At 52.7% G+C, this 26476-nt stretch carries 20 protein-coding genes and 2 pseudogenes; 17 read left to right on the forward strand and 5 right to left on the reverse strand.

The window, feature by feature from the left end:
* Positions 1 to 63: 63 nt before the first annotated feature.
* Entirely contained in the window at positions 64 to 1452 is a 1389-nt protein-coding gene (locus PCH01S_RS00505) for a stalk domain-containing protein (protein ID WP_042225795.1), read from the reverse strand.
* Positions 1453 to 1886: 434 nt separating this feature from the next.
* Between PCH01S_RS00505 and PCH01S_RS00515 the strand changes: the two genes are divergently transcribed.
* From PCH01S_RS00515 to PCH01S_RS00545, 8 genes are all read left to right on the forward strand, one after another.
* Positions 1887 to 2393, forward strand: coding sequence for a DinB family protein (locus PCH01S_RS00515; RefSeq protein WP_042225799.1), 507 nt, complete (start codon positions 1887 to 1889; stop codon positions 2391 to 2393).
* Between the two features lie 170 nt (positions 2394 to 2563).
* Positions 2564 to 3280, forward strand: a complete 717-nt coding sequence (locus tag PCH01S_RS00520; RefSeq protein ID WP_407670219.1) for an AAA family ATPase — start codon at positions 2564 to 2566, stop codon at positions 3278 to 3280.
* A 163-nt stretch (positions 3281 to 3443) separates the two neighbouring features.
* Entirely contained in the window at positions 3444 to 4505 is a 1062-nt protein-coding gene (gene rlmN, locus PCH01S_RS00525) for a 23S rRNA (adenine(2503)-C(2))-methyltransferase RlmN (protein ID WP_042225802.1), read from the forward strand.
* Positions 4506 to 4643: 138 nt separating this feature from the next.
* On the forward strand, positions 4644 to 4766 hold the full coding sequence (locus PCH01S_RS31145; protein WP_255246817.1) for a hypothetical protein: 123 nt from the start codon (positions 4644 to 4646) through the stop codon (positions 4764 to 4766).
* 236 nt (positions 4767 to 5002) lie between these two features.
* Positions 5003 to 6055: a FecCD family ABC transporter permease gene (locus PCH01S_RS00530; RefSeq protein ID WP_042225803.1), complete on the forward strand. Its 1053-nt coding sequence runs from the start codon at positions 5003 to 5005 to the stop codon at positions 6053 to 6055.
* Positions 6056 to 6085: 30 nt separating this feature from the next.
* Entirely contained in the window at positions 6086 to 7105 is a 1020-nt protein-coding gene (locus tag PCH01S_RS00535) for a FecCD family ABC transporter permease (RefSeq protein WP_042226251.1), read from the forward strand.
* A 55-nt stretch (positions 7106 to 7160) separates the two neighbouring features.
* The gene (locus tag PCH01S_RS00540; RefSeq protein ID WP_042225805.1) at positions 7161 to 8936 is read left to right on the forward strand and encodes an ABC transporter ATP-binding protein; all 1776 of its coding nucleotides are present in this window, start codon (positions 7161 to 7163) and stop codon (positions 8934 to 8936) included.
* 172 nt (positions 8937 to 9108) lie between these two features.
* Complete coding sequence (locus tag PCH01S_RS00545; RefSeq protein ID WP_042225807.1) at positions 9109 to 9912, forward strand: ABC transporter ATP-binding protein; 804 nt, start codon at positions 9109 to 9111, stop codon at positions 9910 to 9912.
* Between the two features lie 53 nt (positions 9913 to 9965).
* Here the strand turns inward: PCH01S_RS00545 and PCH01S_RS00550 are convergent, their stop codons facing one another.
* Together PCH01S_RS00550 and PCH01S_RS00555 are read right to left on the reverse strand one after the other, a co-directional pair.
* Positions 9966 to 11684 (reverse strand): ABC transporter substrate-binding protein, encoded by a 1719-nt coding sequence (locus PCH01S_RS00550; RefSeq protein ID WP_042225809.1) that lies wholly within the window; start codon positions 11682 to 11684, stop codon positions 9966 to 9968.
* Positions 11685 to 11835: 151 nt separating this feature from the next.
* Entirely contained in the window at positions 11836 to 12834 is a 999-nt protein-coding gene (locus tag PCH01S_RS00555) for an ABC transporter substrate-binding protein (protein ID WP_042225810.1), read from the reverse strand.
* A 297-nt stretch (positions 12835 to 13131) separates the two neighbouring features.
* Between PCH01S_RS00555 and PCH01S_RS00560 the strand changes: the two genes are divergently transcribed.
* The 4 genes from PCH01S_RS00560 (at position 13132) to PCH01S_RS00575 (ending at position 18215) form a co-directional block, all read left to right on the forward strand.
* The gene (locus PCH01S_RS00560; protein WP_042225812.1) at positions 13132 to 14031 is read left to right on the forward strand and encodes a DMT family transporter; all 900 of its coding nucleotides are present in this window, start codon (positions 13132 to 13134) and stop codon (positions 14029 to 14031) included.
* 125 nt (positions 14032 to 14156) lie between these two features.
* Complete coding sequence (locus PCH01S_RS00565; RefSeq protein WP_241688666.1) at positions 14157 to 15389, forward strand: family 16 glycosylhydrolase; 1233 nt, start codon at positions 14157 to 14159, stop codon at positions 15387 to 15389.
* A 260-nt stretch (positions 15390 to 15649) separates the two neighbouring features.
* A complete protein-coding gene (locus PCH01S_RS00570) occupies positions 15650 to 16492 on the forward strand; it encodes an aldo/keto reductase (protein ID WP_042225815.1) in 843 nt (280 codons plus the stop codon).
* 214 nt (positions 16493 to 16706) lie between these two features.
* Complete coding sequence (locus PCH01S_RS00575; RefSeq protein WP_042225817.1) at positions 16707 to 18215, forward strand: sensor histidine kinase; 1509 nt, start codon at positions 16707 to 16709, stop codon at positions 18213 to 18215.
* 148 nt (positions 18216 to 18363) lie between these two features.
* On the opposite strand, the gene PCH01S_RS00580 is transcribed toward PCH01S_RS00575, so the two are convergent.
* Positions 18364 to 19524, reverse strand: a complete 1161-nt coding sequence (locus PCH01S_RS00580) for an oxalate decarboxylase family bicupin (protein ID WP_042225819.1) — start codon at positions 19522 to 19524, stop codon at positions 18364 to 18366.
* Positions 19525 to 19751: 227 nt separating this feature from the next.
* Between PCH01S_RS00580 and PCH01S_RS00585 the strand changes: the two genes are divergently transcribed.
* The 4 genes from PCH01S_RS00585 to PCH01S_RS00600 all read left to right on the forward strand — a co-directional run bounded on the left by PCH01S_RS00585 (position 19752) and on the right by PCH01S_RS00600 (position 24736).
* Positions 19752 to 20744, forward strand: a complete 993-nt coding sequence (locus PCH01S_RS00585; protein WP_042226253.1) for a helix-turn-helix transcriptional regulator — start codon at positions 19752 to 19754, stop codon at positions 20742 to 20744.
* Positions 20745 to 21101: 357 nt separating this feature from the next.
* Positions 21102 to 22307, forward strand: coding sequence for an MFS transporter (locus tag PCH01S_RS00590; protein WP_042225820.1), 1206 nt, complete (start codon positions 21102 to 21104; stop codon positions 22305 to 22307).
* Between the two features lie 137 nt (positions 22308 to 22444).
* Positions 22445 to 22993 carry a GNAT family N-acetyltransferase gene (locus PCH01S_RS00595; RefSeq protein ID WP_042225823.1) on the forward strand — a complete coding sequence of 183 codons (549 nt, stop codon included), beginning with the start codon at positions 22445 to 22447 and terminating at the stop codon, positions 22991 to 22993.
* Between the two features lie 393 nt (positions 22994 to 23386).
* Positions 23387 to 24736, forward strand: a complete 1350-nt coding sequence (locus PCH01S_RS00600; RefSeq protein WP_042225825.1) for a DJ-1/PfpI family protein — start codon at positions 23387 to 23389, stop codon at positions 24734 to 24736.
* A gap of 346 nt (positions 24737 to 25082) precedes the next feature.
* Here the strand turns inward: PCH01S_RS00600 and PCH01S_RS31675 are convergent.
* Positions 25083 to 25466: pseudogene (locus PCH01S_RS31675) on the reverse strand (LOG family protein).
* A 412-nt stretch (positions 25467 to 25878) separates the two neighbouring features.
* Here PCH01S_RS31675 and PCH01S_RS31805 point away from each other — a divergent pair.
* Positions 25879 to 26253, forward strand: a pseudogene (locus PCH01S_RS31805) (transposase family protein); the annotation flags it as partial.
* Positions 26254 to 26476 lie beyond the last annotated feature (223 nt).

Raw genomic sequence — 26476 nt, forward strand, 5'->3', positions numbered from 1 at the left:
TAGGTGACTATAGAAAAAACGAAAGTATGAGCATAAACTCATGCTCATACTTTCGTTTTTTAATCAATTGGGCCACCATAATATGAAACCCTGGGCTTTTTCAATTTCCTTTGCAAACGTTTCAACTGAACCTGTACCACGATCAACGTAATCAGGGTTAAAAGCATAAACTTCCTTGGCAAATGAGAGAAAATCCTTTGGTTTCTCTAATAATTGAACAACAACCCAGTTAGAACTCGCACTCGCTACCTCCAACTTAGTGGATGTGTTCCATTTATCGAGTTGTTTAATTACAGGATCAGCGTCGTAAATTGCACCGATTTCACCCAGCTGTTTCAAAAAATCAGCATCTGTTCCTTTAATTATCACTACTTGCTCGGGAAGTCTATTTTCGAAAATGTCTCCAGTACGAAATACCTTATATCCCAAGGGAGTTAACTTATTTCTAAGTTGATTGACGGTTTCTTTAGTTGCTTCACGCATTACAGAAAGCTTTAATCCATAGATAACTTGCGATTTTTCATTGCTAAAAGGGCCGATATCCCCTTTAAAGTCTTGCCGTACAATTTCAAGAATTCGTGAATCAAAAGAAGCTTTTAAAGACCACATTTTTGCTTGTTTATTTGTTAGATCTAATAATTTTGATTGGATTTTCAAAAGATTGTTTTTATCTGTTTCGTTTTGAGCTTTTTCTAAATAAAAATTTGTCCAAGCAAGGGCAGCATTCCCTTCGGAATTTTTCTTCCAGATATCTGCTCCACCGTCAATCAGGACCTGAACCATGTCAGGGTTTTTATAATAAATCGCTGTATGTAAAAGGTTTGTAACGAAATTGTATTCATAATTAGGATCGGCTTTATATTTCAGAAGTAATTTCGCCATATCCGTGTTGTGATGGTGAATAGCCCACTCTAAAGGGATACTATCCATATGACTATAAAAATTCGGATTCGCTTCTTGATCTAACCAATACTTTACTTTATCTAAGTCATTGTCTAAACAAGCATGAATGAGATAGTAGCCCTTGTCAGTAACAATGTCAACGTGATTTGTATTTTGTTCCCAAGTAACATCTCCACCACTCACTTCACCTACAAATCTTAATGGTACAAATGTATCACCATTAATAATGCGTGGTGCAAGAGTTAATTCACTGGATTCAGTGTTCACAAACGCATTATTGCTTCCTATAGTAAGCTCAATATTGGTATTCCCGTTTATTGCAGTAATCGATTGCTTCTCTTGATTCCATGTTAACTTATAATTTAGACTTTCAAATAGAGGCCTAAATTGCACAAGCGTAGTTCCATTTTCGACAATTGGAAGTTGAGTAAATGCTACCTGATAGCCGTTAATGAAAACTCGAATAGGTTCATCTGCCTTTGCATCTTTGACATAAGTAAAGAAAAATACGGTAATCGTAATTAAAATGAGAACAAACCTTCGAAACATTTGGTCACCAGCCTATTATTTGTTTTTTATAGAATACCAAAAAACGGAAGGTCAGGATATAGGTTTCATAAAAGAAGACAGACGATGAAACACTGATTTTCCGTCTTCCGCAGCCGGGGCGACCGTTAAGTTGAGATTCTCAAAGGGAGTGCTGGCAAGCGCTCTCGACCGGTTTTATTGCGAATAAACGATACGAGGAAGACGGCTGCTTGCAGGTTACCTTCAACGTATCGGGCGTCAACTCTTCCGTCTGGCTTACGGAGACGATTTTCCAACTTCGGAGACGGCATGGAAGTGCTGGAACCCGGCGAGCTTATCGCGGACATCCGGCAGCGGACCGAAAAAATGCGGAATTTGTACTTAAAACTATGACACACAGATGTCAGTATTTTTCTTTTATACTGAATTCAATACGAAAAAGGAGTGTGTGACAGATGAGCAACCATCAGGCAGTCGAAATGTACAACTTTCACAATTGGGCGAACGAAACGATTTTCAAGCGGTTAAAAGAGCTTCCCGAATCGGTATACCGGCAGGAAATGACGAGCGTCTTTCCGACCGCCGCCAAATTGATGGCTCATATTTATATCGTGGATCTTTGCTGGATTTATGTTTTGGAGGGAGTGGACATGAACAAGGCCGGCGCGGATGCGCGCCTGAATCAGGAAGAAATCGAGAACATGAGCCTGGAGGAACTGGAGGGCGCATACACGGAATTGTCCCGGCGCTTTCAGGATTGGATCGCTTTGGGGCAGGATCTCGATCAGCGATTTATGCTCGACAACCCGTATACGCGCAAGCGGGATACGAGCTACGCCGAAGTTCTTTTTCAGGTTGCCAATCACGGAACTTACCACAGGGGAAATCTCTCGGCTATGCTGCGCCAAATCGGCCAGTCTTCCGTTATGACCGAATATGCGTTATACTGGTATAATGAATAGTACGAGTACGGAATGAGGATGCGTCTGACGCGTCCTTTTTTTAATGAAGAGAGCGGCTGATCTGCCGAAATTTCCGATCTGCGAAGCCGCAGAATAGCTGAATGCGCAGGCGAGGAGGATGCCCCATGCATGTCGAAAGCGATGACCGATTTCTCCGTCACATCGAGCTGATGAGGGAAAAAGTCCCCTCCTGGAAGCGGTATCCCTTCGATCTTGATGCGGTCCGGAGCTTGGACCGACTTGTTTTTCACCCGAAGGTAACGTATATCGTTGGCGAGAACGGCACAGGCAAGTCCACGCTTATGGAAGCGATAGCCACGGCATGGGGGTTCAATCCGGAAGGCGGGACGCTGAATTTTTCTTTTGCCACAAACCCCACGCATTCCGAGCTCCACGAGTACATCCGGCTCTCCAAGGGCCTAAGGAAAGCGCGCGACGGCTTCTTTTTCCGGGCGGAAAGTTATTATAATCTGGCTACGAATATTGACGAGCTTGACGCGGATTCTTCACTGCCTATGCCTCTCATCAAAGACTCGTACGGGGGCGTTTCACTTCATGAACAGTCGCATGGGGAATCGTTTTTTGCCGCTTTTGTTCACCGTTTCGGGGGCCAAGGACTTTACATTCTGGATGAGCCTGAAGCCGCGCTGTCTCCGCTGAGACAGATGGCCATGCTTTCGCGTATGCACGAGCTGGTGGGCCGGAACTCCCAGTTTATCGTTTCGACCCATTCTCCGATCCTGATGGCTTATCCCGACGCTGTGATGTATCACCTGTCTGCGAATGGGATCGAAGAAACCACGCTCGAGGAGACGGAGCATTATGTGATCATGAAGCAATTTCTCAACAATAAAGAAAATATGCTGCGGGAATTGTTTGGCGAGTAGAGTGAGGCGGACGGAGCGGACGCAGGCAGCCTACAAAATGGCAGATGTTCTAAAGCCCTTGTGTTACGTTTGGAATTTTGGCACAATGATAGAATGTAAAGCTGGATCGCCCTTTAGCGAGGATGAAACCGGCTGATATGTTTTGCTGAAAAGAGGAGTACGAATGAACAAACCATCCATCTATGGATTAACATTTGATCAGTTGACCGCCTGGCTGCAGCCCTACGGGCATAAGAAATTCCGGGCCTCCCAGATTTGGGACTGGCTGTACCGGAAACGCGTGGCGAGTTTTGCCGATATGACGGACGTGAATAAAGATTGCCTGGGGCTGCTGGAAGAGCACTTTGTCCTCCAGACGATGGAGGAACACGTGAAACAGGAGTCTTCCGACGGGACCGTCAAGTTTCTGTTCCGGCTTTCCGACGGAAACCTTATCGAAACGGTGCTAATGAGGCACAAGTTCGGATTATCCGTCTGCGTCACGACCCAGGTCGGCTGCAATATCGGCTGCAGCTTCTGCGCGAGCGGCCTGCTTAAGAAGAGCCGGGACTTGTCCGGCGGCGAAATCGTGGAACAAATTATGAAAGTCCAGTTCTATCTGGATAAGGCAGCCAAGGAAGAGCGCGTAAGCCATGTCGTCGTAATGGGAATCGGAGAGCCGTTTGACAATTTCGAAAATCTGTCCGATTTCCTGCGTGTCATCAAAGACCACAAGGGACTTGCGATCGGCGCCAGACACATCACAGTCTCTACAAGCGGGCTTGCCGACAAAATCGTCGAATTTGCCGATTCGGATCTTCATGTGAATCTGGCGGTTTCTCTGCATGCGCCGAACAACGAGCTGCGTACGCGAATCATGAAAATCAACAAGGCGATTCCCATTGAGAAATTGATGGAAGCGATTGATTATTATTTGGGCAAAACCAACCGCAGACTCACCCTGGAATATATTCTGCTTAAAGGCGTGAACGATGCCCGGGAGCATGCGGAGGAACTGGCCGAATTGATCGGAGACCGCCGTCCGCTGGTCAACGTTAACCTCATTCCGTACAATCCGGTCGATGAGCACAGTCAGTACCAGCGGAGCGAGAAGGAATCCGTGCGCGCTTTTTACGATATTCTGAAAAAGCAGAATGTAAGCTGCAGCGTGCGGCTGGAGCATGGAGCGGATATTGATGCCGCCTGCGGGCAGTTAAGAAGCAAGCAGATCAAAGCGACCGGTTAAAGGAAGCAGCCGGACATAAAATGAAACGGAAACATAAAGCGTATCCCGGACGGGATACGCTTTTTTTGGCAGACCGCGTGCAGCTTCCGGCGTACGATGGGATACGGGGGCAGCGCAATTGCAACGGGCGAAGCGGGAATGCTGCAGGGAGGGGACCGTCTGCCTGATGCGGAAGTGAATTTTTCTCCGCTGGAGTCGATGGACCGGCAGCTTCACGTGTACGGCAGATCGGTTTATATTATAGAAGCAATTGCGTCATAGCCGTCCGGAGGGGCGGCTTATTTTCGTCGGAAGGAAGACAACCGTCCGGCCATTTATCGGCTTGGTTTTGGAGAACAGGGTCCGCGTGCCGCAAAACTTTTCTTTTTTGTACAAAAAAATTCTCGCTTTTGTCCATTGCCCAGAAAAAGGATGTCGCTTAAACTGAATTTTGTGATAATGAGAATCAATATCACTGATAAATGCATCGCCAAATACTAACGTACAGGGTGGCAGGTATGATTCAGCAAAATGCAGCAAGGGAAACGCAAGCAGCTTCATCCGTTCCGCTTCGCACCCGTCCGCTGGCCGCAGCCCTCATTCTCACAGCGGGGATTCTCCTCCTGGTATTGGGGATAGGGGTATCGGTTTCGTTCGGGGCAGCCGACATTTTATTCTCGACAGTGTGGGAAGCTGTCTTTCATTTCAACCCGGAATCTACACAGCATCAGATTATCGCCGATCTGAGGATGCCGCGCGTGCTGGGCGGCGCCATGGTAGGGGCGAGCTTCGCAGTTGCCGGAGCGATCATGCAGGGCATGACGAGGAACCCCCTCGCGGACTCGGGTCTTCTCGGCCTGAACGCGGGCGCGGGTTTTATGCTGGCGCTCTGCTTCGCTTTTTTTCCGGGCATGGCTTATTCCAAGATTATCCTCATGTCGTTTCTCGGTGCGGCCGGCGGAGCCGCGCTGATTTACGGGATCGGCTCCATAGCCAAAGGCGGCTTGACGCCGCTGCGGCTGGTTCTCGCGGGAGCGGCTTTGAGCGCTCTTCTTTCCGCGCTGAGCGAAGGGATCGCCTTATATTTCCATATCGGCCAGGACATCGCTTTCTGGTATGCGGGGGGCGTAAGCGGAACCACCTGGATTCAGCTCAAGGTCATGCTGCCGTGGTTTTTGGCCGCGCTGCTTGGCGCCATCGCGCTTTCCCGTTCGATTACGATGCTCAGCCTGGGGGACGAAATCGCCAAAGGATTGGGGCAGCGGACCGGACTCGTTAAACTGGGCGGCACGGTCGTTGTTCTCATCCTCGCGGGAGCGTCCGTCTCCGTCGTCGGAGCGGTAGGCTTCGTCGGGCTGATCATTCCGCATCTGACGCGCTATCTGGTCGGTGTGGATTACCGCTGGATCATACCGTGCTCCGCGGTGCTCGGCAGCCTGCTGGTCGTCGTGTCCGATCTGGCGGCCAGAATGATCCATCCCCCTTACGAAACACCCATCGGGGCGTTGATCGCACTAATCGGGGTTCCGTTCTTCCTCTACCTGACGCGCAAAGAAAGGAGGGAGCTGTAAGTGAACCTGAATCTGGACTACTCGCCCATTATGGCACATGAGAAAAAGCGGAAAAGAAGAAATATCGCGATTCTCGTTATTTTCGGTCTGCTTCTTGTTCTTACGTTTGTCATCAGTATGAACATCGGCTTTATCCGGCTTTCGCCCATGGAGCTTTTTAAAACGCTCATCGGAGAAGGATCACGGAAGCAATCATTGATCCTGTTCGATTTCCGGCTGCCCCGTATCGTGCTTTCGATGCTTGCGGGGGCGGGCCTGGCGATATCCGGAGCCATTTTGCAGGGCATCTCGCGCAATGCGCTGGCCGATCCCGGAATTTTGGGCATCAATGCCGGAGCGGGCCTGGCGGTTCTGCTATTTATCTGCTTCTATCCCGCTGCGGCCGCGGCCCCGATCTTCCTGCTTCCCGTACTCGCTCTGGCGGGCGCAGGCGCGACGGCGGTGCTGATTTATACGCTTGCGTTCAAGCGTAACGAGGGGTTGTCTCCAACCCGGCTCCTGTTGTCGGGTATCGCCGTGGCGGCCGGAATCAGCGCCGCAACGATCGTACTGACGCTGCGGATTTCTCCGGAGAAATACCAGTTCGTAGCCACGTGGATGGCGGGAAGCATTTGGGGCACGACCTGGAAGTTTGTGCTCGCGCTCCTGCCCTGGATCGTCATCCTGTCGATCTACGTATTCTGCAAAGCGCGGGTGCTCGATGTGCTCAATCTGGGCGATCAGCTGGCTTCGGGACTTGGCGCTCCCGTTGAGAGGGAGCGGTTCCTGCTCCTCGCTTCCGCCGTCGGTCTCGCGGGCTCCTGCGTTGCGGTAAGCGGCGGAATCGGCTTCGTCGGGCTCATCGCCCCGCATCTGGCCCGCAGACTGGTGGGACCGGGCCACAAAGTCCTTCTCCCGGCCGCAGCCCTTGCCGGAGCGCTGCTTGTATGCGCAGCCGACACGCTCGGCCGCTGGGTGCTGCAGCCTTCCGAAATGCCTGCCGGAATTGTGGTCGCGGTCATCGGCGCTCCTTATTTCTTGTATCTGCTTGCGCGGTCCAAGACGGAGTAGAGGAGCCTGCCGGCTTATGCCGCCAAGGATGGTTTTACAGAAAGAGAGGTGCTTTATGCTCCGCCGTTTTTTTGCCTATTACAAACCGTACAAAGGCTTGTTTATGCTCGATTTTAGCTGCGCAATTATAGCCGCCTTACTTGAGCTCGCTTTTCCGCTGGCGGTCAACCGGGTCATCGACGATCTTCTGCCGAGCGGCAAATGGGAGTGGATCGCATGGGGCTGCGTAGGCCTTCTCGGCATTTATGTGATCAGCGCCGCCCTGAATTACGTCGTCACTTATTGGGGGCACAAGCTCGGGATCAATATTGAAAGCGATATGCGCACCAAACTGTTTAACCACGTACAGAAACTCTCTTTCCGTTTCTTCGATAACAACAAAACGGGGCACCTCGTTTCGAGGATGACCAACGATTTGATGGATATCGGGGAGATCGCCCATCACGGGCCGGAAGATTTGTTTATAGCCGTGATGACCCTGGCGGGCGCATTCGGCATTATGCTAGGCATCAACTGGAAGCTGGCCGTTCTGACTTTTATTATCGTGCCGGGGATGATCTCGCTTTCGCTGTATTTCAGCCGCAAAATGTCGCTCGCTTTCGATAAAATGTTCGAATCCATTGCGGATTACAACGCCCGGGTGGAGAACAACGTCAGCGGCATCCGCGTCGTTCAAGCTTTTACGAACGAGAACTATGAAATCGCCAAGTTCGCTTCCAACAACGGGCAGTTCAGACGGAGCAAGCTTCTGGCTTACCGGATTATGGCTTGGAATTCATCTATCAGCTATCTGCTGATGAAAATCATTTCTTTGTTCGTTCTGCTGTGCGGAACATGGTTTGTGCTGGCGAAACAGATGAGCTACGGCGAATTCATTGCCTTCGTGATGCTTTCGAACGTGTTTCTCGGGCCGATCAAACAGATCAATTCCGTGATCGAAATGTATCCGAAAGGGATCGCCGGTTTCAAAAGATATCTCGAAATCTTGGAGCTTGAACCCGATGTCGCCGATGCCCCGGATGCGCGGGACGTTGACCGGCTTGCGGGAAATATCCGGTATCGGAATGTGAGCTTCGGCTACGAAAACAAGGAAACCGTGCTGAACGGACTGAACCTGTCCATCCGGCCCGGGGAAACGGTCGCTTTCGTCGGCCCTTCGGGCGCGGGTAAAACGACCTTGTGCAGCCTCCTTCCGAGGTTTTACGAAGTGACGGACGGCGCCATCACGATTGACGGCATCGATGTCCGCGAGATGAAGCTGGAATCGCTGCGTTCCCATATCGGAATCGTCCAGCAGGAGGTGTTCTTGTTCGACGGCACCATCCGTGAAAATATCGCTTACGGCAAGTTGGGGGCTTCCGACGGAGAAATCCGGGAGGCGGCGAAAAGAGCCCAGCTCGAAGAGCTGATCCTATCCCTGCCCGAAGGGCTGGATACGCGGATCGGCGAACGGGGAGTGAAGCTCTCCGGCGGACAGAAGCAGCGGCTTTCCATCGCACGCATGTTTTTGAAAAATCCGCCGATCTTGATTCTCGACGAGGCGACTTCGGCACTGGACAGCGAGACCGAAGCGGTCATTCAGGAAGCGCTCTGGGAGCTTTCGAAAGGACGGACAACGCTGATTATCGCGCACAGGCTCGCTACGGTGAAGCATGCCGACCGCATCGTCGTGGTCTCGAAAGAGGGCATCGCCGAACAGGGAAGCCACGAAGAGCTGCTTGCCGGGGGCGGTGCCTACAGCAAGCTGTACGCGGCGCAATTCGGCGCCGAGCTGCTTAACAAGCTCGGAAGCGCAATACCGCGCGAAGAACGGGCTGCCGGAACGGTTTAAGATCACGCTTCGCGTTCTTGCCAGGTGAGCCCCGGAGTTGGAAGCGCAAGCTTTATCCCGCGGCATACGTCTCATTGTTTTACATAAAGAACAGACGAGAACTTACAGGATTACAGGGAAGGACGCTTGTCGTCTCTTATACGGAAAGGCAAAACCAAGGAGGGAATATCCGATGACGTTAGTACAGGAAAGGCTGCATACTTCCGGCCTGCATATCGGTTACGGGGATCTCAGTATCGTGAACGATCTGAATATTTCCATTCCGCAGGGTAAAATAACCGCGCTGGTAGGCGCGAACGGTTCCGGAAAGTCGACCATCCTGAAAACGATGGCGCGGCTCATGAAACCGGCTTCGGGCGGCGTGCTGCTCGACGGGGTGTCGATCCACAGCAAATCTACGCGGGAAGTGGCCAAAGAACTGGCCATTCTGCCGCAGAATCCGTCGGCGCCTGCCGGATTGACGGTTACGGAGCTGGTCGCTTACGGCAGGTACCCCCACCAGTCCGGATTCGGCACGGTTAGTTCGGAGGATAAGCGTGTGATCAGCTGGGCTTTGGAAGTAACGGGGATGATGCAGTTCCACGCAAGACCCGTGGATCAGCTTTCCGGCGGGCAGAGACAGCGCGCCTGGATCGCCATGGCGCTCGCCCAGCAGACGGATATTCTCTTCCTGGACGAACCGACCACTTTTCTGGATATGGCCCACCAGCTTGAAGTTCTTCAACTGCTGCATAAGCTGAACAGCGAGGAGAAGAGAACGATCGTGATGGTGATTCACGATCTGAATCACGCTTCCCGGTATGCCCAGCATATCGTGGCCATCAAATCCGGCAGCGTGATTTGCGAAGGTTCCCCCGCTGACGTGATGAACCAAGATATGCTGCGCGAAGTGTTCTCGATTCATGCGGACATCGTAACCGACCCGCGCACGGGGGTTCCGCTGTGTCTGCCGTATGAACTGGCGCCGGAAGCGTGACAAGTCCCTGTACGAAACAAAACCTGCCGATCCATTTGCGATCGGCAGGTTTTTCAGCTTTCTTCCGGCTTGCGGCCGGGTTGTACGCCGCCATGAGGGGGTACGATCTGCTCCTTGCCGAGCAGACGGGGGAGTTCGTCGAGGAATTTCTCCGTCGTCGTGGCGTCGGCGAAATTCCACTCGTCCGCTTCGACTGCGTAGCAGCGGCCGCTGCGGACCGCGCGAAGCTCCGTCCAGAGAGGAGACCTCATGAACTCGGTGGCGGCGCTGCGGCTTCCGGCATCTGTGGGGAGCAGCATAAATATCCGGTCGCCCGCATAATCTTTTATCTCTTCCGGCAGAAGTTCGAGATAAGACAGTTTCTTATCGAGAAGCCTGCGCGTCCTGCCCGCAGGCCGGAAACCGTCCGGATGGTAGAGCATGGAGGACAGCCCGATGGTGCCCATCACAAAAAAGCGGTCTCTTGCAAATGTGAACACGGATGCGGTCTCGTCGGGCTGAAGGGAGGCTCGAAGCCGGCTCCACATGGCGGCGGCTTTCTCCTCATAGCGGGCGAGCCAATTTTCCGCTTCCCGGCGTCTGCCGAGAATTGTCCCCAGCAGTCCGATCCGCTCGTCAAGCGGGGCGAAAGAGTCAAACGTGAGCGTGGGTGCGATCCCGCGAAGCGTGTCATACTGCGATTCGTCATCGCTGGAGACGATAATAAGGTCGGGTTTCAGCGCCTCGGTAACGGCGGGATTGATCGGGAAGCCGATATCCTTGACGGGAGACTTAAGGCGGCGGGTCTGATTAATCCACGGATAGCCTCCGCCTATGGCTTCCACGCCGAGAACGGCGAGATCGCCGAATGTTTCCCCATGGTAAATGATCCTGCGGGGGAGCGCCGGAATCTCGACCTCATGACCCGTCCAGTCTCTAATACGGGTCCGCTTTTGCACGGATTGGCTGTATTGTCTCGGTGTAATGCCGGTCACCTGCCGGAATCGGCGGTTGAAGTAATATTCGTCGGCAAAGCCGACCCGTCTCGCGATTTCCCGCAGAGGTTCCCGTGTAGTTCGAAGCCATTCCTTGGCTTTCTCGATTCTAAGCTCATTCAGGTAATCCAAGGGCTTTTTCCCGGTCAACTCCTGAAAGATCGTGCTGTATTGCCAATGGGGGACACGAGCTTGCTCAGCCAGAAATTTTACCGTAATGGGCCGCCTGTAATGCTCCTGAATGTAGCGGATACTGTTCTCCACCGCGTGCGTGCAGCTTGAAGGCTCGGGGCTGTTCACGTTGTGTTCCAGCAGAAATCCCATCAATTCCTGAAACTGAAGCTGCCGGTAAAAGTGCTGAAGTTCTCCGGACGGCTCGGACTCCGTCAGCAGATCGGCAAGACGCACGGCTCTCGCGAAAGGATAGACGGACCATTCCACGCGGCCCAGAACGAGCGGTTTCAGGTATAAAGCCGTATGGGTGCCTTGGCAGTAAACGATCCGGCACGTGATACGGTAGTACGTCAGGCACCGGTCGCTGTCCATCCTGAGCCGGTAGGAAGTACCCGGCGGAATCATGTAGCATTTGTCGGGAGCGCAGAAGAAGGTTTCATCCGCCACTCTCAGCGTGCCGGTGCCGGCGGTGATGAGCAGAAGAGTATGTATATCCGGTTTTTCGTCCTCGTCAAATTCGGGCACTGCCGCCGGTTCGCAGGTACCGGGCATGATTTTGTCGGCAGCCGTGAACTGGAACAGGAGAGAACCGAGAGAAAGAGAGCCGGTCTCGGAAAAGGCCATGATATCACATCCTATATGAAATTGATAATCATTATCAATCAAATCCATTGTAACTAAAACAAAGAAGCTTTTCAACAGAGGTTGAAAGCTTCTTTTTGAATAAACGGCTGAATTGTTACGCTTCGGAAGGGCGTTTGCCGTCAGGGTAGGCTTATTTTTTGAGCAGAACCGGAATTTCGTTCAACAGCCATTCCCGTGTAGCGGCGTCACTGCCGGATTTGAGAATGTCAAGCGTGTAGACGTGTCCGTTCTTCACGGCCGGAAGATCGAGCCAAATCCGGCTTTTCAGAAGTTCTTCCGTCGACTGCTGCGCTTCTTTGACTACCGGGGTCAGAATAAAGATCCGGTCCCCGGCTATTTTGGGGAGTACCTCCGGCGAAATTTGCTTGAAGCCCGCTTTTTCGTCCAGCATATCCTGGATCGGCGGAGTCGGCAGAAATCCGTTCTTGTCGTAAAGAACCTGAGAGAGTCCCGTGCTTGCCATCACAAACAGCCGGTTGCCGGGATAATAAGTGAAAACGGAAGCTGTCTCGCCGGGTTTGATTCCCGCGTCACGCAGGGTCTTCCACATCGCTTCCGAACGTGTATCGTAATCGGCCAGCCATTTTTCCGCCTCCGGCTTTTTGCCCAGAAGATCGCCGAGCTGAAGAAGCCGCTCCTTCATGGGCAGGAACGTATTGAACATGAGCGTAGGTGCGATTTTGTTCAACTGCTCGTATTCTTTCTCGTCAGTGCTGCCCGTGAGGATAAGATCCGGGGCCAGCTCCAGCACTTTCTCCAGGTTAATGGGAAAACCGATGTCCGTAATGTTCTTATGTTTGTCCGCATATACCGTGCCTGACAGCCAAGTGGTTGCCGTCCCGACGGCCTGCACGCCCAGTGCGTCCAGATCGCTGAACGTTTCCCCGTAAAAAATGACTTTCTTGGCGGCGGCCGGAATTTCGGCCGTATGCCCTTTGTAATCCGTAACCTTGCGGGGAGAGGCGGCGGATTTATCGGCAGCGGCGGTGGGAGTGCCGGCAGGATTCGCGGTTTGTTTGCTTGCGGTATCACCGGTTTTCTGGGAACCGGATCCGGCGCATCCGCTTAATAAAGCGGCGCTTAGTATCGCAGTGAAAAATAAGGTAGAAACAGGTCTTGCCAAGTTCATGAGTCGGTCAGCCTCCATCGGTCTTATATAACGATAATGAGAATCATTATCGGTTGGTGTTATCATAGCGTACCCGGATGCGGCCGACAATGGACAAATCCGTGACGCGACTTTTGATTTTGTACAAAAACGACGGCGAAGTCTCATGCGCGTTCTGCCGAAAAAGAATGCCGGCTCATTTTAAATCGCAAACGGCCGGATCATCGCTTTTATTGCTTCACATCCATCCTTCGGCCCCCATCTAACCGTATATGTGCTAAGATTTTCTCAATGAACGAATGGGAAGGAGAAAACAGAATGAACCCGATAAAATTCGGCAGTCTTGTCGTTACAGCCACGCTCCTTATGGGGTCTTCCTTTGCGGTTGGCAAAATGGGACTCGCCTATGTTTCGCCGCTGCTGTTAGTGGGAGTCCGTTTTACGCTGGCCGGGGCTCTGATGGCCCTGTGGGTCTTGGGCACAAGAAGGCGAATGCCGCAGACAGCCTCGGGGTGGGGGCGGATCGCCTTGATCGGCCTTTTTCAGACCACGGGAGTGATGGCGTGTATTTTTCTGAGCCTGAGAACGATATCCGCCGGAGAGTCGTCGCTGCTAACCTTTGTGAATCCGCTGCTGGTCGCGCTGCTGGGCACTCTTTTTCTCGGGATGAAGTACCGGTGGTCCCAGTGGGCCGGCGTAGGGATCGGATTTCTCGGAGTCGCGGTGACGCTCGGGCTGCAGCTGGATTTAAAAACAGGCACCCTGTTCGGGCTGGGCTCCGCCGTATTCTGGGCGGCCGCAACGCTGCTCGTCAAACGCTGGAGCGCTTCTTTCGACATCTGGGTCATGACCGCTTTTCAAATGCTGGCTGGCGGGCTGGCGCTGCTTGTACTCGGCCTACTGTTGGAAAAGCCGCTTTTTGTGCTGAATGCCGAGTCGATAGGGATCATCCTGTATCTCGCGGTACTGGGATCCATTGTGCAGTTTGCGGCCTGGTATTATCTGCTGAGCAGGGGAGATCCCGGAAAGACGAGCGCGTTTCTTTTTCTGGCCCCGTTCTTCGGCGTGCTTTCGGGCTGGCTGCTGCTGGGTGAGGCCGTCCGCTCTTATGTGTACGTAGGAGGTCTGCTGATTTTCGCCGGTATCTTTCTCGTAAACTGGGCGCCTGCCCGAACCGGTGCCGGGTCGGCCCGTTTTGAAGAAGACCGTTCCGCCTGATCAGCCGAGGGTCTGGTTCGAAAACCAAAATATGGAGAATAAACCTGTAATCCGGAACCTGTTTTTAAGGGCGGGAAGGCAGTATGATGAACACGGGATTGCAATTAGGAAAAGGGGGATCATGGATGATGAACCGCAAGCGGCTTTCCTTGCTCTTGTCCGTATTTCTGCTTCTCAGTCTCTTCTCGTCCTTTGTGCTCGGCGGGACCGCCGGAGCTTCTTCCGTCAGCAATTGGGTGCCGGTCTGGAGCGATGAATTTAACGGCCCGAACGGGTCGGGACCGGATTCTTCCAAGTGGAATCTGGAAACCGGAGCCGGCGGCTGGGGAAATAACGAGCTGCAGCACTATACCAACCGCACGTCCAACGCTTATCAGGAAAACGGAAATCTGGTCATTCAGGCGCTAAAAGAAAACTATAACGGCTCGGGTTATACGTCCGCGCGTCTCACGACGCAAAATAAATTCAACCTGAAATACGGGCGGGTTGAAATGCGCGCCAAACTGCCTTACGGAAAAGGAATCTGGCCCGCTTTCTGGATGCTCGGCAAAGACATCGGTTCCGTAGGCTGGCCCGTCAGCGGCGAGATCGACATCATGGAGTATGTCGGCGCCCTGGAACCGAACCGCGCGTACGGTACTTTGCACGGACCGGGTTATTCCGGCTGCTGCGGCCTCTCCGGTTCGTATCTGCATTCGAAGAATTTGAGCAGCGACTACCACACGTTTGCTCTGGAGTGGGAGCCGGGCGTGTTCAAGTGGTTCGTGGACGGCAAGCTGTTTCACACGAGAACGCTGGCCGACGCGGGCACGAATGCCTGGGTGTTCGACAAGGAATTTTTCTTCCTGCTGAACCTCGCGGTAGGAGGTAACTGGCCGGGTTACCCGGACGGAACGACGGTCTTCCCGCAAAAATATTACATCGACTATATCCGTGTATGGCAGCGAGCGGGAGGTTATAACGTCGTTGCCCTGAAATCGGAAGCGAACGGAAAATACGTGACTGCCGAGCATGCAGGCGCCAGCCCGCTGATCGCACGTTCTCAGACTGCCAGCGGCTGGGAGAAGTTCGAGCTGGTCGACCTCGGCGGCGGTAAGGTCGCCCTGAGGGCGCTTATCAATAACCGGTACGTTTCCGCCGACAATGCGGGAGGAAGCCCGCTCATTGCGAACCGGGAAACGATCGGCACCTGGGAGACGTTCGAGCTCGGGAAGACGGCGGACGGCAAGCAGACGTTAAAAGCGCTGGCGAACAACCAATATGTGTGCGCCGACAACGAAGGCGCGAGCCCGCTGATCGCGAACCGCGCCACGGCCAGCAAATGGGAGAGTTTCGTATTGGTGAAGCAGAATCCGTAAAGGGCCGATCCCCGGCCAAACGAATAGGCAATCGCAGGAGTTTCCTCGGAGTACGAGGAGACTCCTGTCTTTTTTGTGCCGGAAAACGGGCAGGAAGCGAATACCGCAAGCGCGGACCAGGGTACTTTCAAGTGCCTAAGGCGCGCCAAAGTACCTATCGAACTTTAAAGTGCGTACTTCACGAAAGAGTAAGAAGGAGGCATAATAGGACATGTTGACATGTTACATGTAAAGCTTACTCAACAGGAGGTCATCCAAGAATGACTAGACATCTGCAAGATACAACTACCTTGCACAACGGAGTTAAAATGCCCTGGCTCGGTCTCGGCGTTTTTAAAGTAGAGGAAGGCCCCGAATTGGTGGAAGCCGTTAAATCGGCTATCAAAAACGGGTACCGGAGTATCGATACGGCCGCCGTATACGGCAACGAGGAAGGGGTCGGCCAAGGAATCAGGGAAGGTCTGGCCGAAACGGGTCTTTCCCGGGAAGATCTCTTCGTCACTTCGAAAGTCTGGAATGCGGACCAGGGTTACGAGTCTACTCTCCAGGCGTTGGAAGTCAGTCTGCGGAAGCTCGGCCTGGACTACCTCGATTTGTACCTGATCCACTGGCCAGTCCAAGGGAAATACAAAGACACATGGCGAGCCCTCGAAGCCATTTACGAGTCGGGCAAAGCCCGGTCTATCGGAGTCAGCAACTTCCATGTCCATCATTTGCAGGACCTTCTGCAGGATGCGAAGATCAAGCCGATGGTCGACCAGGTCGAATTTCATCCGTGCTTGACCCAGGAAGAACTGCGGGCTTACTGCCGCGAACAGGGAATCCAGTTTGAAGCGTGGTCTCCGCTGATGCAGGGCGAGCTGCTGGACAACGAGGTTCTGAGGGCGATTGCGGGCCGTCACGGCAAATCCGTCGCGCAGATTATTTTGAGATGGGATCTGCAAAACGGCGTGGTGACAATCCCGAAATCGACGAAAGAGCACCGAATTATCGAAAACGCAAGCGTGTTCGATTTCGAGTTGACGGCGGATGATATGAGCCGGATCAGCGCCTTGAACGAAAATAGAAGAGTCGGTCCGGACCCGGACAACTTTGATTTCTAAGCATAAATCCTGCTCGAAAATCCGAGCGGATTAGCGCTCTCCGATGCTTTTGCCGTCCGGTTTATGCACCGGAAGCGAGACGCTCTGCAGTACCTAAAAGCCGTCCCTGGACGGCTTTTTTGCAGTTTCGGCCCCCGGGGAGCAATTTTTAGGTTCTATTAAGTTGCTTTTAAGATTCGAAGCGGATAATCAAGGAAAAACCCTGGAGGAAGCTATGTCTATACGCATGCGGCTTACTTTGTTATATTCGGGTATTCTTTCCGCTACACTGCTGCTGTTTGGCATCGTCCTGTACAGCTTTCTGCAGATTTATTTTATTAATGATCTTAAAGATTCGCTCAGAGAGCAGACGGATGTGCTGCAGGAGAGCGTCACCTATAAGTTGAAGGTAGATCCGCTGGGCTCCGATCTGGACATTCAGCTCGACCATGTCGATACCGTCCAGTCGGGCATGTACCTTCAGCTCGTCAATTTGATTAACGGCGATAAGGCGAGGACGCGGAATCTGGGCCAAGTGGAACTGCCTTTCTCCAAAGATGCCGCGGGTAAAAACAAGAAAGGTTACTACATCACGGAAGAGGTCCAGCAGTCGCCGTTTCTCATCTACAATCAGCCGCTGTTGTTGAACGGGAAGCTCGTAGGCATCCTACAATCCGCCTATAATATCGGCTTGATCGATAAATTTCTGTCCATCCTCCGGCTTGTGCTGATTCTGCTTTCGCTGGTGGTCGTCTGTACCGCTTCGTTCATGGGCTGGCTCTCCTCCAAACGGGCGCTGAAGCCCGTATACGCCTTGATTGAGGCGACCCGCCAAATTCAGAAAAGCGACGATCTCGGCAACCGGATCGCCGTTAAACCGACGGGAGACGAAGTCAGCCTGCTGGGGACGACCATCAACGGCATGTTGGAACGCATCCAGCACATGTACGGGGAACTGGACAAGTCTTACATGACCCAGCGGAGGTTTGTGGCAGACGCTTCCCACGAATTAAGAACGCCTTTGACGACGATAAGCGGCAATGCGGAATTTTTACAAAAGGCTTGGCTGTCGTTCCGGCAGTCCCCGGAGCAGAGAATAAACAAGGACCAATTGGAGCTTTCAATCGAAGCCATTCACGATATTGCCGACGAGGCGGGCCGGATGGGGAGGCTGGTGCACAATCTGCTGACTTTGGCGCGTGCCGATTCGGGGCTTCATCTGAGAAAAGACAGGCTGAACATAAGCTCCGTCGTTCAGGATGTCATCCGCAAATCCCAGGTGCTTGTGAAATCCGCCGAGTTTCAAGCCGGCCCGCTGGATGGTCTGGAATCTTTGCACGTTGTGGGCGACAGGGATTACCTGCAGCAGCTTTTGTTTATTTTCGTGGAAAATGCGTTCAAGTATACCGAAAACGGCTGTGTGAGGTTCTTCGCGAGGGCGGCTGGAGACAACGTGGAGCTTATTATCGAGGACACCGGAATCGGCATGGACGAAACGGATATTCCGCATATTTTCGACCGGTTTTACCGGGCCGATCCTTCGAGAGGCGAAACGCCGGGGACCGGACTCGGCTTGTCGATCGCAAAATGGATCCTGGAGGAACATCGCGGCACTGTCGAGATCCGAAGCCGCCGGAATGAAGGAACCCGTTTTACGATCCGGCTTCCGGTCGTGTCCGCTCTCCGTGAGAAAGGAAGGATGCCCGCCTTGAGTGAAGCTGCTTCCGCGGGGATCGACGGATGATCATCGTTCTAAAAACGGGAAAAGCCGCTGAAGCTTCAGCGGCTTTTTTTTGAGCGAATTGCAGGAAGGGTTGTCATATAATTAATGTCATTAATGAAATTGATTAATGACATTAATCAAATCGGACCGTTGTCTTATCCGGCCGGAATCACGATGAGACAACGGGCCGCTTCCGTTTGTGCAGCGAGTCGAGCAGCTGCGGTCCCGCGTGCAGGTTATCGCGGACCAGTTCCCGCGGAGTCAGCGCCATCCATTGGTTAAGCGAGACGTCCGCGAACCGGTCGCTTTTGAACATTTCCAGAAACCAGACGGTCTCTTCGCCCGTGTTCTGGATATAGTGGCCGTAGGCGAACGGGACGTACCCGACATCGCCCGCCCGGTAGTCGAAGGTGCGGGCGGAGCCGTTCCCGCCGAAGACGGTCATCCGCGCTTGGCCGGACAGGTAGTACTGCCATTCGTCCTGGTTGGGGTGCCAGTGCAGCTCGCGCATGCCGCCTGGCTTCAGCTCGACCAGGGCGGCGGCAACCGTTACGGAGACGGGGAAGTTGGAAGAATCCACGATCCGCACGCTGCCTCCCGGCATGACCTCCGGCGTTTGCGCCAGAAGCCTGTGCTTGAAGCTTCGGGGAACGGAGCCGTAGGGCGACTCGATTTCCAGGGAGGTAAGAGAGCCGGGAACTTTGTCCTGGAAAATATATACTTGCCCGGACGGTATGTTCTCGAAAGCGCTCTCGTCCACCCCGAAATTAACCGCGAGAACGTCCGGAGGCGTGTGGGCGAACCAGTCCGAGATAGACAAGGTGTTGAGATCGGAGAAGTTCCCGTCGTCGAAGACGAGCAGAAATTCACACCCTTCCTCCAGCCCCTGGATGGAATGGGGAATACCCGGCGGGAAATACCACAGATCGCCTTCGCCCACATCGTCGATGAAATTGCGGCCTTTCTCGTCCACCGCTGTAATTCTCGCTTTTCCCGTCAGCATGTACGCCCACTCGGCCTGCTGGTGCCAGTGCAGCTCGCGCACACCGCCGGGGGTCAGCCGCATATTGACGCCTGCAAGCGTCTTGGCGACGGGAAGCTCACGGACCGTAACTTCACGGGACCAGCCGCCGTGGTTGAGCTGCATATGAGCGTCCGAGAACGAGAATTTCATGTTTGGGATCAGGCCCGCATCGGTAGCGGGAGGGACCAGCATGTTCGGATTTTCCAGATCGCGCAAAACATCGCGCGGACCGGGGTCGGTGGCTCCCGCACCGTCGGCCCGGATGGGCTGGGGGATTTGAAACCCTTCTTTTACCGGCTTGCTCATGGCATCCGCTCCTTCGTTCAGGCGAGGAAGTTCTCGCCAAGCTTATCAAACCTATACATATGCGGCACCGTTTGTCCGCTAGTTATGTAAAATCGCCGCAGGATTGCCCTGTATGGCCGAAGCCGCTTAGCTGCGGGGTTGCAAAGGAAGCGGAAATTTCCTACAATGAATACAAACCTTCGTTGATAACGATTCTCAATTATAGGGGCGAAAAGGGGGAAGCGCTTATGCCATCGTCCATACAAATCAATACGATGCATGATTATTTCGACCGTTTTTCCGAGCATATGGGGGGACAGATTACCGGCAGCGGCGGGGAGCGGACGCTTCTGCTTTCTCCTAGACTGGGGGAGGGGACTCTGACCCGGATTCCCATTAGAACGGGCATGGAAATTGTCATTTCGGATTTCGAATTAATCCGTGATCTTAAAGTGCAGGTTCACGGGGCTTACAGCCTGTTCGAGCTGAACTATTGTCTGGAAGGGGACATTTACTGCGCCTGGGAAGGAAACGAGCTGCATACCGGCAGCCTCAGCGGCAATGTCTTTTTTATGGAGAATATGAACGTATATATGGAGAAAAAAGGCGGCGTCCGCAACCGGACGGTGGAAATCCGGCTGCATCCCGAGCTGCTGCTCCGCTGTGCGGAAGGGCCCGAAGAGACGGAGCAGATCCGTCAGCTGCTATCGCGCAACCGGGGCAGGATCGGAAGGTTTACGGATACCCCGCTTATCCGGCAGGGGGTCAGGGATCTTTTGCAGTCCGGACATCGGGGGAGCATGCGCAGATGGTACGCGGAAAGCAAAGCGATGGAGCTGATCGCGCTGATCAGTCAGCCGGATGACGGCGTTAAGGAAGCTTCGGGGATCAGCCTGACACCGGACGACCGGAACCGCCTGTCGGAGGCGAGAAGGCAAGTGCTGGACCGGCTGGATAGTCCGCCGTCTATCCCGGAGCTGGCACGACTGTGCGGAGTCAATGAATACAAGCTGAAAAAAGGCTTCCGCACGCTGTTCGGCACGACGGTTTATGAACTGGTACGCAGAGAGCGGATGAAGAGAGCGGCCGAATATATGGACCGGGGTATGAATGTGAGCGAAGCGGCCGTTCAGCTCGGTTATGCGAACATGAGTAATTTCACGGCCGCGTTCCGGAAACAGTTCGGTTTGAATCCGGGACAATATCTTAAACAAGCCAATCAAGAACGAATCCGGCCGTGAGGCTGGCGGAGGAGGCGTTCGGGCCGCTAACGTCCCTGGCAGATTATCCGAGTAAAGCTTGTTGTGCCCTGTTCGGCAATCCGTGTTCGGTCCGTACAACTTCCTATGTGCGTCTTAACCGGTACTACACGGCGGACTGCTGGCGTAACCCGGGCGGATCAGGTGTCAAAGCAGCTTCATGTCAAAATTGATCCTAACGACTAACGATCCCCTTGCCGCCTGCGGCAGAGGGATTTTTGCCGTACCTGCTCCTTAAACAGGCAAAATTGCTTCGCGGGCAGGTAGCGGGCTTTTCCGGGCTTGAACGATAATGAAAAACGTACCAATGACGTTCGACCGGGAAAGGAGATAAAATTTATGAAAAAACGGTTTCTGCTTATTTTTTTGACCGTGCTGGCCGCTATGACTTCAATCGCGACGTTTAATCCGATCCTCGGGCTGCTGGCCAGAAGTATGGGGCTGAGTGAAATCCAGACCGGCAGTCTGGTATCGGTAACGGGCTTGTTCTGGATCACAGGGACGTTCCTGTGGGCAAAATGGGCGCGAGCGAGCCGGAAGCCGGTGATGATTGCGGCCCTGCTCGGCTATATTGCGACACTGGCGGCGTTTGCCGTCCTATCCGACCTCGCCCGCAGCGGGGAACCCGATCCCACCCGGCTCTATATTCAACTGCTGTTCCTGCGCGCGGCCGGAGGTTTCTTCTTCGGAGCGATTCCCGCTATGGCGCAGAGCTATCTCATCGAGTGGACGACGGCGGAAAACCGCGCTTCCGGAATGGCGCTGTTCGGAGCGGCGAACGGGCTCGGCTTCGTCCTCGGACCCGCGCTCGGCGCCCTGCTGACGCCTGTCGGTCTTACGGCGCCGATGTACGCTTCCGCCGTGCTGCTGACACTGACGGCGGCCGCGTTCTGGCTGATGATTCCCGGCGGCCAGCCGGCGGTTGCCGGTACCCGCGCCGGCAAGCTGTCGGCCGCCGACCCGAGAATTTCGCTTTACCTGGCAATCGGGCTGATCTTGTCCATCGTCATGATTATTCTTCAGGTGACCTGCGGCATTTTCATCCAGGACCGCATGTCCGTCACTTCACAGGACGCCGCACGGTACATCGGCCTCGGACTTTCGTCGGCGGGGGTACTCGTGGTCGTCATCCAGCTGCTGATCGGCCGCTATCTGAAGTGGCCGACGGGCAGGCTCCTCAAGATCGGCCTGTCGTCCCTATGCGCGGCCTTTCTGCTGTTCCTGCTCTGGCCTGCGATGTACCTGCTTGTTTTCCTCTTGTTCGGCATCGGCATCGGGTTTACGCTTCCCGGTTACATTACGGCGGCATCGCTTGCGGTCACAGAGGAAGAGCAGCCGTCCGTCGCTTCTTTCACGGCGGCGGTACAAGGAGTTGGCTCGTTTGCGGGACCGTTGACGGGAACGCTGCTCTACTCCCTGCACACATCGGTGCCTTATGCCGTCTGTGCGCTGCTGACAGCCGCGTTTGTCCTGGCGGTCCAGGCCCGGACTCGCCGGGGAGCTGTCCGCCAAGCTGTTTCCGCTCCGCCCGACCGGACCCGTTAAAGGTACGCGCTCAGGCAGCCCGTTCTCCTGCTCCCGTCCTTACCGCAGCCGGCTGTTAGAAATGCCGCCGCCGGTTATGGTACAATCACGTAGCCGGACGAGACGGCAAATTATACATGCTGAAATAGAGGTGCCCTATGCCGAATATGATTCTCTTAAACGATCAGATAAGTCCTGAAATCAAAGCGAGTATAGCCGGAACGGAACAATATCCGCAAATTGAGCGGCTGATGGTGGAGACCGCGAAATGGCTGAGGAGCAAAGGATCGACTCAGTGGTCGGGACTGCTGTCGGGCAGTGACGATCACGATATGGCCGGGGCCCTGGAACGCAAAGAGGTAGTTGTGTTCAAAGCAGCGGAAGGTACCCTTCTGGCATGCGCGATTCTCCAGCAGGAAGCGGAGGACTGGGACCGCAAATTATGGCGGCTGGACCCCGGTGAGACCGGCACGTCAATTTATCTTCACCGGCTGACCGTTAACCGCGAGAATGCGGGAAGAAATCTGGGCAAAACGGTGATGGACTGGATCCGGCAGGAAATGTCGTTTCCGGGCAAAGACCGGATTCGTCTGGACTGTATCGGCAGCAACGAGACCTTAAACGCCTTTTACAAAACGTGCGGCTACACGTATATCGGCGAGTCGGACGGATTCAGCCTGTATGAAAACATGCTGCCCGTGCGCTGAGAATATCCCGCTTTCGTTCCCGTCCTCCAAGAGGGCGGGAGCTTTTTTTATTGGCTATTCGGAATATTTGGTGGAATAGCTCTCGATGACATTATACGATAAAATCGGATTACTTTGTCCATCCGCAAATACGTGTTCCACCATCAGGTACCTTGCCCCCAATTCATGAGAACGTGCATATGGGAAATTTGTAGAAATTTCGTTGATATTTCGCCCTTTTCAGAAAAATTATAGCCCTATCGAGTCTTGCAAAAAAAGTAGAACAGTCTTAGGTCCAGCATCCGTTCCAACATTGGTCGAGCTCCTCTAACCGACCATAGATCGATGATAGATTCATCTTGGTTTGTTATATTTTGTTTGGTAACGAAGCCGGAGCTAAAGGAGAAATGACAAGTGAAAGTTGTATTACGCATCACGATTTATCTCATCGTTTTTGTCGTTGTCGTGGGAGGGGCAGGAGCGATCGGATTCATCAACACAATGAATAACGGAATGTCGATTTACGATAAAGCCGTCCCTGCATTAACGAATGTGCAGGTACCGAAATATGATGCCGGCAAACCGACAGTGGCTGTGCTACTGGCGAACGAAGTGACGGAAGTGTTCGACTTTCTCGTCCCGTACGAGATGTTTGCGATGACAGAGGCTTACAATGTATATGGCGTTGCCCCTGACCGCGAAATTAAATCCCTAACCGGGGGACTCGATGTTGTCCCACATTATTCATTTGATGAAATGGACGCGATGCTAGGCAAAAGTCCGGACATTATCGTCATTCCGTTTATGCCGATTTTGGATGATAATAAATATGTACCTGTCCGAGAATGGATTCGAAAGCACTCGGACGTTAATACGACATTGCTCTCTATTTGCAACGGAGCAGAAAATCTGGCGGATACTGGCTTGCTGAACGGCAAATCAGCCGCGACGCACTGGGGAGACATTAACCGGCTTATCAAAAAATATCCAGACATTCAGTGGGTGAAAGATCAGCGCTACGTTCCGCAAGGTAATATCGTATCTTCTGCTGGCCTGACATCAGGGATCGACGCAACGCTATATGTCATCTCTCAGCAGTTGGGCGATGCGGTTGCGAGAAAAGTAGCGGAAAATATGAATTATCCTTCTTACGATTACGTGACAAATCCGAAAATGAAGCCATTCAATGCCGGGTTGAGTGATATAACGTACGTACTGAATAATGCTTATCAATGGAACAAAGTCAAAGCGGGCGTGCTTCTCTATAACGGTGCAGATGAGCTGGATTTGTCAGCCGCATTTGACACGTATGCCGCTTCCGGTACGACAACCACACTAACGGTTTCCAGCAAGAATGAAGCCATCGTAACGAAACACGGCCTGAACCTGGTCGCGCGTTATCAAACAAAAGACGTGCCGAAGCTCGAGAAAACGATTGTCGTCGGTGCCGATGCCGAGTCTGAAGCTGCCGAGGATATCAAGCAGTGGAATAACAGCGGCAATGCGAAGCTGATGTTTTTGCATCGTGATATGTCGGGCCGGTTTGCAATGGACCCTGCATTCGAGGATTTGGCAAAACAGGAGGATATCCAGACAGCGAAATTTGCCGCTAAGCGGCTTGAATATCGTGCCACCGACCACCTGAAGCTGGAGGGCAACCCTTTCTCCTTTGAAGCGTTTGGCATACCGATTTTGCTTGGTATCCTGTCTTTGCTTGTCGCTCGGTTCATCGATAGGCGTCTTATCGGCAGGAAAAAAGGATAGCTCGCGCATCGAGTGAAACGGTTCATCCGACAAAGGGCAGCCGGGGCAGGAGGCTGATTGAAAGTCAGCGTTTCGTACATCTCAACCAGATGGTTCGGTCTAAGCTATATGGGGTCAGTTGGAGCAACTGGGTTTCTTATGAGGGGAATCCGATTTCGGCGGGTGGGGAGTAAGTGAAAAAAGAAAATAAAGCTTTAGACTGAAAGTGCTGATCGAATGCGGATTTTGGAATAGAGAGACTATAAGTGGCTGATTCAACTACTGGGAAACAATAGTTCAATACAAAAGCGGTTAGTCTAGGACTTTATTTTGTCGTCCATGACTGCCGCTGCTTCAATTATTGGGGTCAACTAATATTAGTTTTAAGAATCCTGACGGTATATTTCGGCTGCATGAATTGTTTACATTCCATAACTTCAAACATGGACACTAGTGGATCAAAATATTGATTGATATTTAGCAGACCACATGGCTTTTTATGTAATCCCAGCTGACCTCATGTAAAGATCTAGAAATATTCTTCCATCATTCCGGGTCCACCAGGAAGAGCAATAAATCCGTCTGCCAGTTCGGCCATCTTTGCTTTACGGCCGTGCATGGAATCAACCATAATGAACTCTGTCTGGCCCTTATGCGCAATTTCCCGATTTTGCAAAAAATGGGGGAGTACCCCGATCACTTGACCGCCTTGTTCGAGCACAGCATCCGCAACAGCTCCCATCAGCCCCACATTGGCTCCTACGTAAATAAGGGTGATCTGGCGTCTGGCAAGCTCCTGACCTAGTTTAAATCACTTTCTTTAAATATGGAAGATGCGCCTTCACTGAAGCCAAGCCAAAGAATACAGCGATTGATTTCATTCCTGAACTCCTGTAAGGTTCTCTATTCGAATTCGGCAAGCAATAGGCGGTAAAAAAGTGATCGGACCGGTTAGAGAAGTGCCATTGACTCTGGCGGTGCCAGAAAGACGAAAGAATGGGATTCCCATCCCGGCAAAGATATCCAATCGTCTGAAAAATGTTCAGATTGAGCAACAACCGGCAGTGAAGCTGATTGAACGAAATAACCGTTTTGACGGATTGATCTATGCAGATCCTCCGTATATCCTAGAGACTGGAAGCAAAAGAATGTACAAAACACGAATGGATATTCTTAATCTTTCGAGTTTTACGGTTCTTAGCATTTCAGAGAATGAACACGATTTTCTAATTCGGGTGGAGACGAACTCTCCACCTTCTCATTGCCCTCATTGTGGGTGCGAAGCGAACCTCTACAAGCACAGCAACAGAGAGCAGCTTTGCATGGATTTACCGATTCACGGAAAGCGTGTATGGCTTCTAATTAAGCGTCAGCGGTATAAATGCCGTGAGTGTAATCAAACCTTTTGGGAGCGATTAGACCATACCATAGACGAAAAGAGAAGCTGTACTAAGCGTCTCCTGTCTTATGTTGAAAAGCAAAGTCTTAAACGAACATTTGTCAGCATTTCCGATGACGTTGGGATGAACGAAAAGACGGGGCTTGCAAAGCAACGTAAGCCTAAGTATCAGCGGCGAATCGATAACTACGAACGGGAAGAGAACTTCCCGATGTTTAAAATGCCACCCGTTATACGTGAGCCAGAAGAAATAACCCTGCTAGGTATCGATCTTTCCACCTTGATTGAGAAATTGGAGAAGGGTGAATTAGAGGCCCTTTTCCACCACATATTCCGAATACCTTTTTTATTTCACATTCCGG

Origin of the sequence: Paenibacillus chitinolyticus NBRC 15660, assembly GCF_000739915.1 — a bacterium.
In the GTDB taxonomy this organism is placed as follows: domain Bacteria; phylum Bacillota; class Bacilli; order Paenibacillales; family NBRC-103111; genus Paenibacillus_F; species Paenibacillus_F chitinolyticus.